We start from the raw sequence: 17,964 nt of genomic DNA, 5'->3' as shown, positions 1-17,964 counted from the left end.
CCCTTTGGAGGTTGACGACATGGAGTCGTACGAGCGCGAAGCGCTGGAAGCGGTGACCACACGTCCCGCGCACCCCTACCGCACACTCACCGTCGAACGGATCACGCCCGTGCTGGGCGCGGAGGTCTCCGGCGTCGACCTGGCGCGGGAGATCCCGGAGGACCAGCTGGAGGAGATCCGGACCGCCTTCCGCGACCACCACGTCCTCGTCTTCCGCGACCAGAAGATCACCCCCGAGGACCACAAGCGCTTCGCCGCCGCCTTCGGCGAACTGCGCCCCGTCAACCCGCCGCCGCCCGAGGGCGACCCGCACATCCTGGAGATCCGCACGACGTCGGCCGCCGCGAACGTGGCCGGCAACGGCTGGCACGCGGACGGCACCGCCGACGCCGAACCCTCCCTGGGCTCGATGCTCCACATCACCGAGATCCCCGAACCGGGCTGCGGCGGCGACACCCTGTTCGCCAACATGCACCTCGCCTACGCGATGCTCTCCCCGGCGATGCGCGCCCTGCTGGACCCGCTGACCGCGATCCACGACGGCGCGCAGGCCCTCGCGGGCTACCCGCTGCCCCCGGACTACGTCGTCCCCAAGAGCGAACACCCGGTCGTCGCCCGCCACCCCGAGACCGACCGCCCGCTGCTGTACGTCAACAAGGCGTACACCAGCCGCATCCCGCAGCTGTCCGCCGACGAGAGCCGGGCCCTGCTCGACCTGCTCTTCGACACGATCGCCCGCAGGCCGGTCCTGCACTGCCGGGTCCGCTGGGCCCCGGACACGCTCGTCTTCTGGGACAACCGGTGCGTCCAGCACCACGCGACGTACGACTACTACCCCTACGCCCGCTACGGCCGGCGCGTCGCCATCAACGGCGGGCCCGTCAAGGGCTGACGCCGGCGCCGGTGGCGCACCCGCACCGGTCGAACTTCCAGGTGATGTGGGTGTCCGTCGCGTTGACGACCGTGACGGGGATGCCGACGACCGTGCCGTCCTCCCGGCGCCCGGTGCACGTCATCCTCGTCCCGGCGACCGCGAGCAGCGCGCCGGGGCAACTGACCCCGTGGACGCGGAAGCCGACCCAGGGCAGCGGGTGGTACCTGCCCTCCGTGCGACCGGCGACGATGTTCGGCGCGAGGGCCTTGCGGCCGTCGAGCCAGACGGTGTCGAACTCGTCCAGCCGGGTCGTCGACTCGGTCGTGGAGAGCGCGCGGGTGAGGGCGCCGCCGGCGAGGAGGACGGTGGCCGCCCCGGCGACGGCGCCGAGGAGGAACCTGGTGTCCGGCACGGTCGCGCTCCCAACGCTCTCGGGAGTCGGAACGTACCAGCTCGTCCCCGTTACGGTGTGCGGCATGCGATCCACCGTCCGGGGCTTCGCCGTCGGCGCCCTGCTCGCGGCGGCCTTCGTCGACCTCCTCGTCGTCCACCTCGCCGGCGCCGCCCTGCCGCTGCCCGCCCTGGCCGTCGGCACCGGCCTCGCCGCCGTCCTGTGGCCCGCCGGGCGCCGCCCGCCCTGGCTCACCCCGCAGGCGCGCACCGCCGTCCCCGCCCTGCTGTCCCTGCTCTGCACGGCGACGGCGGTGGCACGGCACCGGGACGTCCCCTTCGGGCCCGGGGAGGTGGCGCTGCTGCTGTGCCTGCTGTTCAACGCGGTGCGGCACGTGCCGGCGCGCTGGGCGGCGGTGTGCGCGGTCCTTGACGCGGGCGCGCTGCTCGCGACACCGGCCCGGTACGTGTCCACGCCCGCGGGGGACGAGGGGACGGTGTACGTCGCCGTCGGGCTGCTGCTGGCCGTCTCCGTCGCCGGGTTCGCCGGGTATCTGCGGTCGCTGGACTTCCGGCGGGCCGTCGCCGTCGCGGAGACGCGCCGTCAGGAGCGGGTGGCGATCGCGGCGGACCTGCACGACTTCGTCGCCCACCACGTCACCGGGATCCTCGTGCAGACGCAGATGGCCCGCATGATGACCGCCGGGTCCCGCGAAGGACTCGACCCGGTCCTCGGGGGCATCCAGGACGCGGCCACCGAAGCGCTCGCGTCGATGCGGCGCACCCTCGGGGTCCTGCGCGAGTCCGAGCCGGCCGCGCACCGGCCGGTGGGCGACCTCGCCGGGATCGGGGAACTGGCACGGGGCTTCGCCGGCACACCCGTGACCCTGCGGCGCGACGACGGCGTCCACGACGAACTGCCGCACGAGGTCCAGGCCGCCGCCTACCGCGTCGTCCAGGAAGCCCTCACCAACGCGCGCCGGCACGCGGGCGACGCCACCGAGATCACCGTCACCCTGCGCCTGGCCGGGCCGTGTCTTGAGGTGACCGTCAGCGACGACGGGCGCGGCGGGGCACCGCTCCCGGACGAGGCGCGCGGCGGCGGCTTCGGCCTGGTCGGACTGCGGGAGCGGGTCACGGCACTGGGCGGGGAACTGGAGGCGGGGCCGGGGGAGAAGGGGTGGCGGGTGCGGGCACTGCTGCCGGTGTGACGCCGGCGGTGGCGGGTGCGGGTGCTGCTGCCGATGTGATGCCGCCCTGCGGGTACCGTGCTCGCGTGGACCTCTTCACCCAGACGTGGACGGCGCTGCGCGCGGCCGTCGCCGGGCTTGCGGACGAGGACTTCGCCCGCCCCTCCGGCTGTACGGGATGGCTGGTGCGGGACCTGGTGTGCCACCTCGTGATCGACGCCCAGGACGTCCTGATCACCCTCGCCACCCCCACCGACGCCTCACCCACCCACGACGCCGCGACCTACTGGACCCTCACCCACACCCCGCCCACCGGCGACGACCCCCTCGACGCCCTGACCGTCCGCCTCGCCGCCGCCTACGAGGACCCGGCGCTGCTCGCCTTCCACCTGGACGACGTCGGATCGGCCGCCGGACGCGCCGCACAACTCGCCGACCCGGCGCGGCGCGTCACCACCCAGGACATGGTCCTCACCGCAGGCGACTACCTCACCGCGTACGTCCTGGAGTGGACGCTGCACCACCTCGACCTCGTCGCCCACCTCCCCGACGCCCCCGGCCCGCCCGCCGAAGGACTCGCCGCCACCCGGAACCTCCTGGAACGCGTCACCGGGACGGCCCTCCCGGCGTCCTTCTCCGACCCGGACGCCCTCCTCGTCGCCACCGGCCGACGCGCACCGACGCCGGCACAGCGGGCCGAACTCGGCGCGACGGCCGACCTGTTGCCGTTCGTCGTGGGGTGAGTCGTGGGGTGAGCGGCCCCGGTCGTCGCCGGTGCCACGCGGGCCTCCGATTACCATCACGCCCATGGAACCGACGCCGCGCTGGCTCACCCCCGAGGAACGCAGGGCATGGCTCGCCTACGTCGAGTTCTCCACCCACCTCGCCGACCACCTCAACCGCCAGTTGCGCCGCGACGCCGGCATGACCCACACGGACTACGTCCTGCTGGCGATCCTCTCGGAGTCCCCCGACCGCAAGCTGACCATGTCGGAGCTGGCCGAACGCCTGCGCATCACCCGCAGCCGCCTCACCCACGCGGTCACCCGGCTCCAGGAGTCCGGCTACGTCGACCGCGAGGACTGCCCTCACAACCGCCGCACCCAGCTCGCCGTCCTCACCCCCGACGGCATGCGCCTGCTGGAACAGGTCGCCCCCGGCCACGTCGAAGCGGTCCGCCAGGCGGTCTTCGACGCCCTCACCCCGGACCAGGTGACCCAGCTCGCCGAGATCGGCGAAGCCGTCAACACCGCCCTCCACCGCATCGACGCGGACAGCGACCACGACCGGACCCTGCCCTGGCGCAGACGCTGACCGCGATGCGGAACTCCGCACGCGGGGCATAGATCTGATCACCGGCGCTGTTTACGCTTCTTGAGGACGCTCACCGGGCGTGCGAGCACCTCACGGGCGGCACGAACGTGCCGCAGGAGTCGTATCCGATAGGACAGGTACAGCAGATGAGCGCTTCCGCATCGATCGGCGTCACCGGACTCGGGGTCATGGGCCGCAACCTGGCCCGCAACTTCGCGCGCCACGGGTACACGGTCGCCGTCCACAACCGGAGCGCGGGGCGTACGCGCGCGCTCGTTCAAGAGTTCGGCCACGAGGGGGAGTTCGTCGCGGCGGAGACGGCTGCGGAGTTCGTCGCGGCGTTGGAGCGGCCGCGTCGGCTGATGCTGATGGTGCAGGCGGGGGAGGCGACGGACGCGGTGATCGAGGAGTTCGCGCCGCTCCTTGAGCCGGGCGACATGATCATCGACGGGGGCAACGCGCACTTCGCCGACACGCGTCGGCGGGAGGCCGCGCTGCGTGAACAGGGCATCCATTTCGTGGGTGTTGGTGTCTCCGGGGGTGAGGAGGGGGCGCTGCACGGGCCGTCGGTCATGCCGGGCGGGTCGGTGGAGTCGTATGCCGTGCTGGGGCCGATGTTCGAGGCGATCAGCGCGAAGGTGGACGGGGAGCCGTGTGCCACGCACATCGGGGCTGACGGTGCCGGGCACTTCGTGAAGATGGTGCACAACGGCATCGAGTACGCCGACATGCAACTCATCGCGGAGGCCTATGACTTGCTGCGGCAGGTCGGGGGGTACGGGCCGGCGGAGATCGCGGACATCTTCCGGGAGTGGAACCAGGGGCGGCTGGGGTCGTACCTGATCGAGATCACGGCCGAGGTGCTGGGGCACACGGACGCGGTGACGGGTGGGCCGTTCGTGGACGTCGTCGTGGACCGTGCCGGGCAGAAGGGCACCGGGCGGTGGACGGTGCAGACGGCGCTGGACCTCGCCGCGCCGGTGACGGCGATCTCGCAGGCCACGTTCGCGCGTGCCGCGTCGGGGCAGACCGCTTTGCGGGCGGCGTATCGGGGGTTGCCGGGCGGGACGACGCCGGTGTTGAGCCGGACCGAGGCGGCGCGGTTCGCCTCGCAGGTGGAGAACGCGCTGTACGCGTCGAAGGTGATCGCGTACGACCAGGGGTGGTCGATGATCCAGGACGCGGCGAAGGAGTACGGCTGGGACATCGACCTCGCCGCCGTCGCCCGCATCTGGCGCGGCGGCTGCATCATCCGGGCGTCGTTCCTCGACCGCATCCGGGCCGCCTATGCACAGGACCCGGCGCTGGTCAGCCTGTTGACCGAGAAGGACTTCGCTCAGGAGATCACGGACGCGCAGGTCCCGTGGCGCGAGATCGTCGCGATGGCCGCCCGCCGGGGCATCCCGGTCCCCGCGTTCTCGGCCGCCCTGTCCTACTACGACACCCTGCGCGCCGAACGCCTCCCGGCCGCCCTGCTCCAGGGCCAGCGGGACTTCTTCGGCGCGCACACCTACGGCCGCGTCGACAAGCCCGGCATGTTCCACACGCACTGGGCGGACGCGGACCGGCCCGAGACCGACGCGTAGACCCGGGACCGGTCGTCGAACCACCTGGTCCGCCAGGCGGTTCGACGACGGGCCCGAACCCGCTCTACTTCCCCGGCGCCGGCCGCACCGTGAGGATCTGCTGCGCCGTCCCCACCGGCCCGGCGACGTCGTACAGCACCGTGCTGGTCAGCCCCTGCCCCGTCGGCCCGAACGATACGGTCGTGTCGAGCCCCGTCCAGGAGCCCTCGGGCTGGCGGTGCAGGTGGATCGTGAGGTCCACGTTGGGGAACATCCACTCCGTCGGCTGCTGCCGCACGGCGATGCCGTTGGCCGTGTCGACGAGCGTCAGGAACGAGGCGAGGTTGCTCACGGGCTCCCCGGCGACGAGGGTGTGCGGCGTGGAGAGCCACGCGGTGCCCCGCCCCGGCTCGGGCGCCACCGGGGTGCGGACGTCGAGGGAGGCCACGTACCCGCCGGGCCACGTCTCGCTCATCGCCCAGGCCGGCGACGTCTCCGGCGCCGGCAGCGACAGCCCCGTACCGCCCGCGACCGACGTGGTGTCGACGGCCGTCAGCAGCCAGCCGCGCGCGCGGACCACGGGGCGGCCGGAGATGTGGACGACGGCCTCGATCAGCTCGATCGTGCGGCCCGGCCGGACGGTCTCGACCGTGACCTCGCACTCGTCCAGCGCCAGCCGGCCCAGGATGTCGTAGCTGAGGCGGGAGAGCAGCAGCCCCGGCCGGTCGGCGAGGTGGCGGTCCATGGCGTGGACGATCAGACCGCCCAGCGGACTGAAGTGCTGCTCGTCCGGAGCCCAGGCACCCTGCGCGAGGTGCGTCGGCTTGAAGCGGTGGTCGTCGATGCGCTCGTAATAGCTGCCGGCGGTCAAGGCGGACCTTTCCTCGGTGGTCGTTACAACGTGTTCGACAAGGTTACGTAGACGGCTGTTCCGAGCCCAACGCTGAGGATCGTCCGGCGCCCGGACACGAGGTGGACGCCGATCGTGACGCCCACCGCGAGGACCAGCAGCAGTTCGAGCGCCCCGGCGAAACGCGGCCAGGGAGAGCGCGGGGGCCAGCCACCAGGGCGGGTCCGCCTGGAGGATCAGCGGGCCCAGTGCGATGCCCAGCGGGAAGATGCCGAGCCCGGCGGAGAAGGGGTCACGGACGCCGTCGGCGATCTGGCGACGGCGCGGCGGCGGTTGTCGACGCGGTACGACGACCGTATGAGCGGAGGGGGCGCGTCTCCACGGTCCCGCGAAACCGGCGCCTCACCAACGTCGAACTCACCGGACGCGTCGGCCTCATCACCGGGCCCTGTCTGCGCCGGGTCCAGCGCCTCGAAGCCGACGTCGCCGACCTCGCCGCGTACGAGACCTTCCTGAGCACCCGGGTCATGACCATCCCCGGCATCAGGAACATCGTCTCCCACTTCACGATGAAGAACATCAAACAAGTCCCCTAGCGGCTACTGTGCGCGGATGCACGGCAGTTATCGAACAAACGGACTGTGGGCCGCGGTCGGGTTCTCCTTCGCCGCCCTCTCCCTCGGCGTCATGGTCGCGGTCTTCGCCATGCTGGAGTACGACGAGCGGTGCATGCACGGGCTGGTCGAGGGGCCGGGCAAGCTGCTGGCCACCCGGGACCAGGCGTTCCCGCCGGCCACCGTCTGCGAGTTCGAGGGCGGCGAGGTGTCGACCATCGGCGGGCACGGGCCGTTCAACTGGCTGATGTGGGCCGGGATGGCGGTGCTGGTGGGCTGTCTGCTGGTGGCGCTGGTCGCCGAGTGCCTGCAACCGCCCCTCGGGAGCCGGCTGGCCGTGCCGATGACCAGGGGCGCGAAACTCCGGCGGACGGGAGCGGCGTTCACCGTGCTGGGGTCACTGTTCGCGGGCTGGTACGCGCTGACCGGCTGGCAGTTGCTCGCCGGGCCCTCGTCGGCGTGCGGCCGGGGCGCGGACTGGGGGAGCCAGCAGCCCCGGACCCTGGACCCCAGCCTCTTCCCGCCGCAGGCCACCTGCCAGTACACCAGCGGCCTGACGCGCCGGCTGAACCCCGAGTGGATGGCGTCCCTCGCGGTGGAACTGGCCGTCCCGGCACTGCTGGCGGGCGTCGGGTTCGGGCTCGCGCTGTGGCGGTGGAGCACGGAACGCCGGGCGGCTCCCGAACGGGTCCGGGAGCCGCAGGCGTCATGAACGGGCGTTCACCGCACGCCGAGTGCCGGCGTGCCGCCCATGGTCGTCAGGACGGAGTTGTACGCAGGCTTCTTCGCGCCGTTACGGTCGAACAGCAGCGGGTTCTCGCCGCTGCGCCACGAGTCGCTGTCCCGGATGCCCCACACGGTGATCCCGTTGCAGCGCGCCACGTCGAGACACGCCCGCACGGCGTTCGCGTACGCGCCCGTCCCGGCCTGAGCGATGTCCAGCTCGGTGATCTGGACGTCGACACCGAGCGCCGCGAAGTTCGACAGCGTCGTCCGGAACGTCGACGGCGGGCCGCCCGCGCCGAAGTGCGCCTGGAAACCGACGCAGTCGATCGGCACGCCACGGGACTTGAAGTCGCGGACCATCCGGTAGACGCCCTGCGTCTTCGCCGCGTTCCAGTCCTCGATGCTGTAGTCGTTGTAACAGAGCTTGGCCGCCGGGTCGGCGGTGCGCGCGGTGCGGAACGCGGTCTCGATGTACCCGTCGCCCAGCACGTTCTGGAAGACGGTCGCCCGGCGTCCGCCGCTGCCGCCGTCCGCGAACGCCTCGTTGACGACGTCCCACGAGTGGATCCGGCCCTTGTAGCGGTTCGCGAGCTGCGCGATGTGGTTGTTCATCACGCTGCGCAGCGTGTTCGCGTCGCCGATCGAGCCGACCCAGCCCGGGAGTTGGGAGTGCCAGACCATCGTGTGCCCGCGCAGCCGCTGGCCGTGCGACGTCGCCTGGTTCGCGATCCGGTCCCCGGGGCCGAAGTTGAACGAGCCGCGCGACGGTTCGACCGTCTGCCACTTCATCTCGTTCTCGGCGGTGACCTGGTTGAACTCCCGGTTCAGGAGGGACGAGTACGTCGAGTCGCCCAGCTTGTTCGCGGCGACCGCCGTGCCGAAGTACCGCCCCGACTGGGCGGCTTGGGCCCCGAGCGTCGACGCCTTGACGGCGGGCGCCTCCTGCGGGACGGCGGTCGCCGCGGTGCCGCCCGCGAGCAGCGTGGCGACGACCAGGGCGCCCAGCAGGGCCGGTTGGCGGGTGTGGGGATGCATGAGGTCTCCTCGTACGGGTGGGGGGATGCGGGTTCCGTGCGGGACGTGCCGTGGGTCAGGGCACCGACACCTCGAACCGCGGGACGCGGATCGAACCGCCGAGCGCCCGGGTGGCGTGGTTGAAGAGGGCGAAGCGGTAACCCATGAAGAACTGCCAGGAGTTGACCATCGAGAACGCCGGGCCGAGCCGGGTGAACGTGACGCCGTCGAGGCTGTAGGAGAAGGCGCCCTGGCGCCCTGAACCGGGGCGGATGTCCGCCTTCACGCGCAGCCAGACGCGGGTGGCGGTCACGGGCACGCTCGCGGCCTCCGTGCCCTTCCCCGTCGTGTTCCAACTCCCGTCCATCGTCAGCCCGTTCACCATCACGAGGCGCGTCGCCGTGCCCTCACGCTTGACGCCGATCCACGCGGAGGAGTCCCGCAGCAGCGCGAGTCCGGCGCGGTCGCCGTCGCGCATCGCGGCGATGTCCAGGGTCACGGTCGCCGTCGAGGAGGGGCCCTGGATGCGGTGGGTGAGGGTGTTGCGGGCCCAGTACAGGTCGTCGGTGACCGTCGCCGTGGACAGCGTCAGGCCGTTGTTCACCGACCACTTGGTGGTGTCCGGGTTGTGGTTCCACTCCCACTTCGGCTTCAGCGTCGTCCCGTCGAAGGTGTCGACGCCGATCATCGGCGCGACCTGGCGCGGCGGCGTCGGCAGCGCCGGGCTCGGGTACGAGGTCCCCCAGGCGCCGTTGACGAGCTGGAGCACCGGCCAGCCGTCGGACGTCCAGGTGACCGGCGCGAGGACGGGGATCCGGCCGCCGGGGTAGGCGTCCACGAAGGCGAGGTAGTACCAGGCGCCGGCCTGCGTCTGGACCAGGCCGCCCTGGTGCGGGACGCCGCCGCCGGGGACCGGGCCCGGCAGGTTCAGCAGCAACTGCCGCAGCGTGTACGGGCCGAAGGGACCGCCGGACGACTTCAGGATGTACTGGCCGTTCGCCGGGCGGGTCAGGAAGATGTAGTAGCTGCCGTTGATCTTGTAGAAGCGGGCGCCCTCCAGCGTCCCGATGCTCGACGGGGTGGAGAACACCTGCTGCGCGCGCACCTGGCTGCGGCCGTCCGGCGCCAACTGGGCGACGCTGATGGTGGTGTTGCCGTACGCGACGTACATCGTGTCGTCCGTGTCGACCAGCAGGCCCGCGTCGTAGTACACGTTCCCCAGCGACGCCAGCCGGGTCCACGGACCCTCGACGGCCGGCGCGGTGTAGAGGTACGTCCGCGCGAAGTCGATCTGGCCGAGCCAGTAGAACGTCCGGTTGGCCGGGCGGTACGCCAGCGACGACGCCCACACGCCGCGCACGTAGCCCCGGCCGCCGTTCAGGTCGTACTTCGCGCCGAAGTCCAGCGTCGGCAGCGAGTGGCCCGCGAACTCCCAGTTGACCAGGTCGTACGAGCGCAGGATCGGGGCGCCGGGGGAGTAGTGCATCGTCGAGGCGGAGTAGTAGAACGTGTCGCCGACCCGGATGACGTCGATGTCGGCGAAGTCCTGCCACAGCACGGGGTTGGTGTACGTGGTGGCCGCCTCCGCGGTGAACGGCAGCGCCGCCCCCACGATCAGCCCGGCACCGCCCGCCAGCGCTCTGCGCCTGCTGAGGTGTTGTCCCGGCCATGACATACCGGTCGGCGGCTCTCCTGTGACGTCCATCGGATCCTCCAGCGGGGTTGGGAGCGCTCCCATTCTCGGACGGAGTTTCTGGCTGCGTGTTCGCATATACGAACACTGAACAGGGTGTCGGACGCTTCGAATGTAGGTGCCTCAGGAGCAGCGTCAATACCTCGCGCACCGCCGAATACTTTCGGACGGTGCGCGAGGGGTGGGTTTTTGCGTCGGTGGCAGGCGGCGGGGGCGGGAGGTCCTACCCGATCAACCCGCGCTTCCCAGCGGGTGGTTGAAGCCCTGGGCGGAGATGAGGCGGGCGCCCTGGGTGAGGTCGGTGGCGAAGCGTTCGATGGCCTCGTAGGGGAAGCGGTGGGTGGGGCCGCTGAGGGAGAGGGACGCGGCGACGTGGCCGGTGCGGCCGGTGATGGGGACGGCGACGGCGGTCAGGCCCTCGTCGAACTCGCTGGAGCTGACGGCGTAGCCGCGCTCGGCGGCCTCCGCGGCCCAGGACTTGAGGCGGTCGGTGAGGAGTTCGCCCTGCGGGGAGGTCAGCGCGACCCGGCGGAGGAAGGCGTCCGGGGCGTCGCGCAGGAGGACCTTGGAGGAGGCGCCGGCCCACAGGGGCTGCTCGTCGCCGACGTCCACCACGTGGCGCAGGGGGTGCGGGCTCTCCTCGTGGGCGACGCAGATGCGGTGCACGCCCCGGGCGACGAAGAGGTTGACGGTCTCGCCGAGGCGGTCGGCGAGGTCCCGCATGACCTTGCGGGTCTCCTGGGGTACCTCCCACTGGCTCCGCGCGAGGTACGCCCACCGCCACAGCGCCGGGCCCGCCGTGTACCCGCCGGGGTGCGAGCCGAGCAGGCCGCTCTCCTCCAGGGTCTGGACCAGGCGCAGCGCGGTCGTCTTGGCCAGCCCCGTCGCCTCGGTGATCTCGCGCAGGGTGACCACGGGGCGGTCCTCGCTGAGGAGGCTCAGGATCTCCACGGCGCGGCGCACGCTGCGGACGCCGGAGGCGTGCCCTTCTTCGGTCCCCATGTCGCGGTCTCCCCGTGTCTCCCGGCCGGTCCGGCGCTGTCGGGGAAATCTTGCCGTAACTCTTGATGGCCGCAAACCGCCCGCTCTATCGTTCCGCTCATCGGATCAATAGGTCCGCACAGTGGACCTGTCTCGACGGAGTGTGAATGAGCAGCACCCCGCACCACGCCCTCGCCAAGCGCGCGGCCCTGGCGAGCTTCATGGGCGCCGTGGTCGACTGGTACGACTTCTTCCTGTACGGCATCGTCGCCGGCCTCCTCTTCGGCGACCTCTTCTTCCCCGACGCCTCCCCGGCCGTCGGCACCCTCGCCGCCTGGGCCACCTTCGGCGTCGGCTTCCTCTTCCGCCCCCTCGGCGGCATCGTCTTCGGCCACTTCGGCGACCGCCTCGGCCGCAAACGCATGCTGGTCCTGACGATGCTGATCATGGGCGTCGCCAGCACCCTGATCGGCGTCCTGCCCACCTATGCGCAGGCCGGCGTCTGGGCGCCGGTCCTGCTGGTCGTGCTGCGGGCCACACAGGGGTTCGCCGTCGGCGGCGAGTGGGGCGGGGCCGCGCTGATGGCCGTCGAGAACGCGCCGCGCAAGTGGCGCTCGCTCTACAGCAGCGGCGTGCAGGTCGGCGCCTCCTTCGGCCTGCTGCTCGCGACGCTCGTCACCAAGCTGATGTCGTCGGCCACCTCGGAGGCCGCGTTCCGCGCGTGGGGCTGGCGGATCCCGTTCCTGCTCAGCGCCCTGCTGGTGCTGGTCGGGCTGGTGATCCGGGCCAAGGTGGAGGAGTCGCCGGTGTTCACCGAGAAGGTCGCCGGGCTCTCGGAGACGGCCCGGCCGCGCGTCCCGCTGATCGCGGCCGTACGCTCCCACCCCGGCGGGTTCTTCGCGATCATCGGGCTGCGGTTCGTCGAACTGTTCACCTTCTACGGCGTGACGACCTTCGGACTCTCCTACGGCACCGACGAGTTGGGCCTCGACCGGGACCGCCTCCTCGACGTGAACCTCGCGGTCGGCGGGCTCGCCGTGCTCACCATCCCGGCGTTCGCCTACCTCGCCGACCGGTACGGGCGACGGCGGATCTACCGCGCCGGCGGGCTGATCGGGGCGGTGAGCGCGGTGCCGTACTTCTGGGCGATGGAGTCGGGGTCGATGGCGCTGATCGTCGTGTGCGCGGTGCTGCTGGTGAACGTCGCGCACGACATGGCCGTCTCCGTTCAGCAGTCGCTGTTCACCGACATGTTCGGGGCGGAGTACCGGTACAGCGGGGCGGGGGTCGGGTACCAGCTCGCGAGCGCTGTCGGGGGTGGGTTCACGCCGCTGATCGCGGGGGTGCTGGTGATCTGGGCCGGGGGCGGGTGGTCGCTGGTCGCGGGGTATGTGGCGGTGGGGTGTCTGGTGTCGGCGGGGGTGGCTTGGCGGATGCGGGGGGTGGAGCCGGCGGGTGGGGTGGCTGAAGTGGCGGCCGAGGTGACTGAAGCGGCCGGGGTGGCTGACGCGGGGGTCGATCCGGCGTCCGGCGGGTCAGCGGTAGAGTTGACCGCAGAGCGGAACAAGTGAACCGTCTAGTGGTCAAGCGGGAGTTTCTGTGAGGGCAGCGGTTCTGGTGGCACCGGGGCGGATCGAGACGGTCGACGACCGGCCCGAACCGTCTGCCGGACCCGGTGACGTGGTCGTGGCCGTCGAAGGCGTGGGGCTGTGCGGGACCGACCTCGCGGTGTTCCACGGGCGACGGGAGGTCCCGGCGTATCCGTGGGTGATGGGGCACGAGGGGTTCGGGCGGGTCGCCGCCGTGGGAACGGACGTGACGGACCGCCAGGTGGGCCAGAGGGTCGTCATCGAACCCAATTACGCCTGCCTGACGTGCGCCGACTGCCTCACCGGGCGCACCTCCGCGTGCCCGCACCGGGCGATCGTCGGCCTGAACAGCCCCGGTGTCCTCGCGGAACGCGTCGCGGTACCGGCGGCTTTCGCCCACCCCGTGCCCGGCGGTCTCGGCGTCGAGGGCGAGGGCATCGCCGGTCGGCCCGCCCCCGGCGACCTCACCCCCGCCGACCTCGCCTGCGTCGAGCCCTACACCGTCGCGCGGGCCGCCGTGCGCCGCAGCGGGGTCACCCCGGGCGACCGGTGTCTCGTCGTCGGCGCGGGTGCGCAGGGGCTGTTGCTGTGCCTGATCCTGGCGCGCCTCGGCGCCGTCCCCGTCGTCACCGAGCCGCATCCCCGGCGGCTGGAGCGGGCCGTGGGGCTCGGCGCGGTCGCCGACGACGGGCGGACCGGGTTCACGTACGTGTTCGAGACGTCCGGGCACGGGCCCGCGCTGCGCCCGGCGGTCGACCGGGCGGCGCCGGGGGCGACGGTCGTGCTGGTCGGGCTCAACGCCGAGCCGCTGCCGCTGACCACGGACGACGTCGTGCGCCGCCAGCTCACGGTGCGCGGCTCGATGATCTACGACCACCCCGGCGACTTCGCCGGGACCGTCACGGAACTGCCGGCCGCCCGGCCGGGACGGGTGATCGAGGCGGGCTTTCCCCTGACCGAGGCCCAGGAGGCGTTCAGCGGCGCCGCCGCACGGGCCGGCAAGACCTGGATAGGTATCGGGAGCGACCATGCGTAAGTCCATCGCCACCGTCTGCCTCAGCGGCACCCTCACCGAGAAGCTGACGGCCGCCGCCCGCGCGGGCTTCGACGGCGTCGAGATCTTCGAGAACGACCTCCTCGCGAGCCCCCTCGCCCCCGAGGAGATCGCCGCCCGCGCGGCCGACCTCGGCCTCACGATCGACCTGTACCAGCCGATGCGCGACGTCGAGGCCGTCCCCGAGGACCTGTTCGCCCGCACCCTGCGCCGCGCCCGCCACAAGTTCGGCCTCATGCGGCGCCTCGGCGTCGGCACGGTCCTGGTCTGCTCCAACGTCTCCGCGCCCGCCCTGGACGACGACGACCTGGCCGCCGACCAACTCTTCCGCCTCGCCGAACTCGCGGAAGAGTCCGGCATCCGGGTCGCGTACGAGGCGCTTGCCTGGGGGCGGCACGTCAGCACCTACGACCACGCCTGGCGGATCGTCCGCACCGCCGGCCACCCCGCCCTCGGCACCTGCCTCGACAGCTTCCACATCCTCTCCCGGGGCTCCGACCCGAAAGGCATCGAGGAGATCCCCGGCGAGAAGATCTTCTTCCTCCAGCTCGCCGACGCGCCCCTGATGGCGATGGACGTCCTCCAGTGGAGCCGCCACTACCGCTGCTTCCCCGGCCAGGGCGGCTTCGACGTCACCGGCCTGCTGCACCACGTCCTCGCCACCGGCTACACCGGCCCGCTCTCCCTCGAAGTCTTCAACGACGTGTTCCGCCAGGCGGACGCGGGCCGCACCGCCCTCGACGGCATGCGCTCCCTCCTCGCCCTGGAGGAGAGCGCGGGCATCTCCGCCCTCCCCGCCCCCGTCGTCCCCACGGGCGTGGCGTTCGCGGAACTCGCCACGAGCGACCCCGAGCCCGCCGAAGCCCTCCTCACGGCCGTCGGCTTCACCCGCACCGCCCGCCACCGCACCAAACCGGTCGACCTCTGGGAGCGCGGCGAGGCCCGCGTCGTCCTCACCACCGCGACCCGGCGCACGAGTACGGCACTCGCCGCCCTCGGCCTGGAGTCCCCCGCGCCCGCCGCCGCGGCCCGCCGCGCCGAAGCCCTCCTCGCCCCCACCCTCCCCAAACACCGCACGGCCGACGACGTCCCGCTCGACTCCATCGCCGCCCCCGACGGCACCGAGGTCCTGTTCTGCGCCACCCGCCGCGCGGGAACCGCGAGTTGGACCGACGACTTCACCTTCACCGGCGAGAGCCACGCCGACGGCCGGCTCGACCACCTCGCCCTCACCCAGCCCTGGCACCACTTCGACGAGGCGGTCCTCTTCCACCGCGCCATCCTCGGCCTGCGCCCCCACGACACCGTCGAACTCGCCGACCCCTACGGCCTGTTCCGCAGCCGCGCCCTTTCCGCGTCCCCCTCGGGCCCCCGCCTCGTCCTCAACCTCGCCCCCACCCCCGGGGCCGACGACCGCGCCCGCCACATCGCCGTCGCCGTCGACGACCTGGTGACGACGGCCCGCGCCTGCCACGCGGCCGGCGCCCCCCTGCTCCCCGTCCCCGGCAACTACTACGACGACCTCGCCGCCCGATTCGACCTCACGGAAGGCGAGTTGGCGACCTACCGCGAACTCGGCATCCTCTACGACCGCGACGAACAGGGCGGCGAGTTCCTGCACTGCTACACCGGGACCGTCGGCCAGGTGTTCTTCGAGTTCGTCCAGCGGAAGGGCGGCTACAGCGGGTACGGCGCGGCGAACGCCCCGATCCGGCTGGCGGCCCAGCGCCGCTGAGCCGGGGTGGGGCGGCGGCGAGCTGCCGGGGGCCTCGCTCCCGCCTCTCACCCGACGCGAACCGCGACACGACCGGCGCGACGATGATGACGACGCCGAGGACGGAGCCCTTGCCGCCGTTGAGGCTCACCCCGCCGATGACGGTCGCCGCGAACACCTGGAAGATCCAGCCGCTGCCCTGCGTCGCCGAGATGGACCCGTAGTGCCCGGTGCAGAGGATCCCGGCGAACGCGGCGAGCACGGTGCCGGCGATCAGCACCGTCCAGACGATGCGGTCGACCCGGATGCCCGCCGTCCGCGCCGCCTCCTGGTTCCCGCCGATCGCGTACAGGGCCCGCCCGTGCCGCAGCCACGCGAGCGCGCAGCCCCCGAGCGCGAACAGCGCCCCGCACACCCAGACGGCGGCGGGCGGCCCGAGCCACGAGGTACGGCCGAGGTAGGTGAACGACGGCGGCAGGTCGACGATCGACTGCCCCTCGGACAGGGCGACTTGGAGCCCGCGCAGCATGGTGAGCGCGCCGAGCGTGACGATGAACCCGTTGAGCCGCAGCTTGAGGATCAGGAACCCGTTCACCGCCCCGATCACCGCGCCCACCAGCAGACAGAGCGGGATCGCCGTCCAGCCCGGCAGCAGACCGACCCCGTGGAAGCGGCCCCCGTCGGCCGGCAGGACCAGCCACACCGCGAGCACCGGAGCAACCCCGATCGTGGACTCCAGCGACAGATCCATCCGCCCGCTGATCAGGATGAACGTCGTCGCCAACACCAACAGGCCGAGTTCCGTGGACTGTTGGAGCACCCCGATCAGGTTGCCGGAGGTCAGGAACGCGGGCGAGACGATGAACCCGATCAGCATCAGCACGAGGATGACCGGCACGAGGGACAGATCGCGGAACCGGCCCAGATCGAGCCGGTCGTCCCGCCACCCCGGCACGAACTCGGCGACCACCCGCCTCGTCGGAGACGATCAGCGCGGCCTTCCCGCCGTCGGCGATCCCCCGGACCGTCCCGAGCAGGAACTCCTTGGAACGCACGTCGACCCCGTTCGTGGGCCGGATCGCCACCAGCACCTCGGGATCGGTGGCGAGCGCCCGCGCGACGACGACCTTCTGCTGGCTGCCGCCCGACAGCGCGGCGACCGGTGTCGTCGCGCTCGGCGTCCTGATGTCCAGCCCCTGGATCATCCGCCCCGCGAACTCCGTTGCCCGCGACCCCCGGTCGTGCGGAACACCTGCACGTTGGCGACGAGTTTCGTCACGTCGTTCTGCGAATTGCTCAGCGGCAGCGCCTTGACGCCGTCGGCCTTGACGTCCTTCCTCGGGTACTGCGCGTACGAGTTCCAGAAGTCGGAGTCGGAGCGCGGCAGATCGATCCCGACGGCGGCCTGACCACCGGCCGCGTCCGAGCCGTCACGGTCGAGCGGATACGAGCGGTCGTCATGGCCGTTGTTCTCCCCTGGGCCGTTGACTGTCCCGTCACGAAGCGGGGCTCAACCCCCGTACACCGCCGCCGGATCCACCGCCCGTTCCATCAACTCCCGCACGGCCGCCCCCACTTCACTCGCCTTCCAGCGCCGCCCCCGCTCCACCCGGGGCCCGTGCTGCCAGCCGTCGGCGATGCTGATCAGGCCGCCCTCGACCTCGAAGACACGCCCGGTCACGTCGCCGGAGTCGGTGGAGGCGAGCCAGGTGACGAGGGGGGAGACGTTGGCGGGGTGCATGGCGTCGAAGCCGGTCGCGGGGGGCCGCATGCGGTCGGCGAACGCGGGGACGGCGGACGTCATCGGTGTGCGGGCGGACGGGGCGATCGCGTTGACGGTGACGCCGTAGCGGGACAGCTCGGCGGCGGCGATGACCGTCAGCGCGGCGATGCCCGCCTTGGCGGCGCCGTAGTTGGCCTGGCCGACACTGCCCATCAGCCCGGCGCCGGAACTGGTGTTGACGACGCGGGCGGCGACCGGCCGGCCCTCCTTGGCGCACTCGCGCCAGTACGCGGCGGCGTGCCGCAGGGGAGCGGCGTGGCCCTTGAGGTCGACCCTGAGGACGAGGTCCCAGTCGGCCTCGGTCATCGACACCAGCATCCGGTCCCGGTTGACGCCCGCGTTGTTGACGAGGGCGTGCAGCGCCCCGAACTCGACGACGGCCCGCCGCACCAGCGCCTCGGCATACCCCCAGTCACTGACGTCCCCCAGATCCGCCACCGCCGTCCCCCCGCGCGCGGTGATCTCCTCGACGACCTTCTCGGCCGCCGCCCCGAGATCGTTGACGACGACGGCGGCGCCCTCGTCGGCGAGGGCGAGGGCGTGCGCACGGCCGAGCCCCTGCCCCGCCCCGGTGACGACGACCACCCGGTCCCGACAGATCATCCGATGCCTC

At 72.2% G+C, this 17,964-nt stretch carries 16 protein-coding genes and 2 pseudogenes; 10 read left to right on the top strand and 8 right to left on the bottom strand.

All coding sequences use genetic code 11. The annotated features are described in order from the left end of the window. Window positions 1–19: 19 nt before the first annotated feature. Entirely contained in the window at window positions 20–892 is an 873-nt protein-coding gene (locus tag IAG44_RS03165; protein WP_187745608.1) for a TauD/TfdA dioxygenase family protein, read from the top strand. Here IAG44_RS03165 and IAG44_RS03160 read toward each other — a convergent pair. Then, window positions 882–1,286 (bottom strand): hypothetical protein, encoded by a 405-nt coding sequence (locus IAG44_RS03160; RefSeq protein ID WP_187745607.1) that lies wholly within the window; start codon window positions 1,284–1,286, stop codon window positions 882–884. The two genes, IAG44_RS03165 and IAG44_RS03160, sit on opposite strands and share 11 nt — an antisense overlap. Before the next feature lie 64 nt (window positions 1,287–1,350). Between IAG44_RS03160 and IAG44_RS03155 the strand changes: the two genes are divergently transcribed. The 4 genes from IAG44_RS03155 (at window position 1,351) to gndA (ending at window position 5,354) form a co-directional block, all read left to right on the top strand. Continuing rightward, the gene (locus tag IAG44_RS03155) at window positions 1,351–2,475 is read left to right on the top strand and encodes a sensor histidine kinase (RefSeq protein ID WP_187745606.1); all 1,125 of its coding nucleotides are present in this window, start codon (window positions 1,351–1,353) and stop codon (window positions 2,473–2,475) included. A gap of 65 nt (window positions 2,476–2,540) precedes the next feature. Further along, the gene (locus IAG44_RS03150) at window positions 2,541–3,197 is read left to right on the top strand and encodes a maleylpyruvate isomerase N-terminal domain-containing protein (RefSeq protein ID WP_187745605.1); all 657 of its coding nucleotides are present in this window, start codon (window positions 2,541–2,543) and stop codon (window positions 3,195–3,197) included. Between the two features lie 64 nt (window positions 3,198–3,261). After that, complete coding sequence (locus IAG44_RS03145) at window positions 3,262–3,768, top strand: MarR family winged helix-turn-helix transcriptional regulator (protein WP_187745604.1); 507 nt, start codon at window positions 3,262–3,264, stop codon at window positions 3,766–3,768. A 146-nt stretch (window positions 3,769–3,914) separates the two neighbouring features. Then, window positions 3,915–5,354, top strand: a complete 1,440-nt coding sequence (gene gndA / locus IAG44_RS03140; protein ID WP_187745603.1) for an NADP-dependent phosphogluconate dehydrogenase — start codon at window positions 3,915–3,917, stop codon at window positions 5,352–5,354. Window positions 5,355–5,418: 64 nt separating this feature from the next. Here gndA and IAG44_RS03135 read toward each other — a convergent pair whose 3' ends face one another. Beyond that, a complete protein-coding gene (locus tag IAG44_RS03135; RefSeq protein WP_187745602.1) occupies window positions 5,419–6,204 on the bottom strand; it encodes a thioesterase family protein in 786 nt (261 codons plus the stop codon). A gap of 101 nt (window positions 6,205–6,305) precedes the next feature. On the opposite strand from IAG44_RS03135, the gene IAG44_RS44480 reads away from it, so the two are divergent. Further along, on the top strand, window positions 6,306–6,779 hold the full coding sequence (locus tag IAG44_RS44480; protein ID WP_343075715.1) for an Lrp/AsnC ligand binding domain-containing protein: 474 nt from the start codon (window positions 6,306–6,308) through the stop codon (window positions 6,777–6,779). 16 nt (window positions 6,780–6,795) lie between these two features. Beyond that, the gene (locus IAG44_RS03125) at window positions 6,796–7,509 is read left to right on the top strand and encodes a hypothetical protein (protein WP_187745600.1); all 714 of its coding nucleotides are present in this window, start codon (window positions 6,796–6,798) and stop codon (window positions 7,507–7,509) included. Between the two features lie 8 nt (window positions 7,510–7,517). On the opposite strand, the gene IAG44_RS03120 is transcribed toward IAG44_RS03125, so the two are convergent. The 3 genes from IAG44_RS03120 to IAG44_RS03110 all read right to left on the bottom strand — a co-directional run bounded on the left by IAG44_RS03120 (window position 7,518) and on the right by IAG44_RS03110 (window position 11,232). Continuing rightward, window positions 7,518–8,558: a glycoside hydrolase family 10 protein gene (locus IAG44_RS03120; RefSeq protein WP_187745599.1), complete on the bottom strand. Its 1,041-nt coding sequence runs from the start codon at window positions 8,556–8,558 to the stop codon at window positions 7,518–7,520. A gap of 55 nt (window positions 8,559–8,613) precedes the next feature. Beyond that, window positions 8,614–10,212, bottom strand: a complete 1,599-nt coding sequence (locus tag IAG44_RS03115) for a glycoside hydrolase family 43 protein (RefSeq protein WP_187752470.1) — start codon at window positions 10,210–10,212, stop codon at window positions 8,614–8,616. A 249-nt stretch (window positions 10,213–10,461) separates the two neighbouring features. Further along, window positions 10,462–11,232 carry an IclR family transcriptional regulator gene (locus tag IAG44_RS03110; RefSeq protein ID WP_187745598.1) on the bottom strand — a complete coding sequence of 257 codons (771 nt, stop codon included), beginning with the start codon at window positions 11,230–11,232 and terminating at the stop codon, window positions 10,462–10,464. Window positions 11,233–11,378: 146 nt separating this feature from the next. On the opposite strand from IAG44_RS03110, the gene shiA reads away from it, so the two are divergent. From shiA to IAG44_RS03095, 3 genes are read left to right on the top strand one after another with little or no spacing between them, the layout of a single operon-like run. After that, window positions 11,379–12,782, top strand: a complete 1,404-nt coding sequence (gene shiA / locus IAG44_RS03105) for a shikimate transporter (RefSeq protein ID WP_246561398.1) — start codon at window positions 11,379–11,381, stop codon at window positions 12,780–12,782. A 28-nt stretch (window positions 12,783–12,810) separates the two neighbouring features. After that, window positions 12,811–13,836, top strand: coding sequence for a zinc-dependent alcohol dehydrogenase (locus tag IAG44_RS03100; RefSeq protein ID WP_187745597.1), 1,026 nt, complete (start codon window positions 12,811–12,813; stop codon window positions 13,834–13,836). Continuing rightward, window positions 13,829–15,589 (top strand): sugar phosphate isomerase/epimerase and 4-hydroxyphenylpyruvate domain-containing protein, encoded by a 1,761-nt coding sequence (locus IAG44_RS03095; protein ID WP_187745596.1) that lies wholly within the window; start codon window positions 13,829–13,831, stop codon window positions 15,587–15,589. Before IAG44_RS03100 ends, IAG44_RS03095 begins: the two co-directional genes overlap by 8 nt. A 37-nt stretch (window positions 15,590–15,626) precedes the next feature. Here IAG44_RS03095 and IAG44_RS03090 read toward each other — a convergent pair. The 3 genes and pseudogenes from IAG44_RS03090 to IAG44_RS03080 form a co-directional block, all read right to left on the bottom strand. Continuing rightward, window positions 15,627–16,538: pseudogene (locus IAG44_RS03090) on the bottom strand (ABC transporter permease); the annotation flags it as partial. Between the two features lie 258 nt (window positions 16,539–16,796). Beyond that, window positions 16,797–17,006, bottom strand: a pseudogene (locus IAG44_RS44680) (sugar ABC transporter substrate-binding protein); the annotation flags it as partial. A gap of 72 nt (window positions 17,007–17,078) precedes the next feature. Continuing rightward, on the bottom strand, window positions 17,079–17,954 hold the full coding sequence (locus IAG44_RS03080; protein WP_187745594.1) for an SDR family oxidoreductase: 876 nt from the start codon (window positions 17,952–17,954) through the stop codon (window positions 17,079–17,081). Window positions 17,955–17,964: the final 10 nt, after the last annotated feature.

The organism is Streptomyces roseirectus, from assembly GCF_014489635.1.
Lineage (GTDB): Bacteria > Actinomycetota > Actinomycetes > Streptomycetales > Streptomycetaceae > Streptomyces > Streptomyces roseirectus.
Note: the sequence above shows the minus strand (reverse complement) of the source record. Positions and strands in the feature narration are given on the sequence as shown.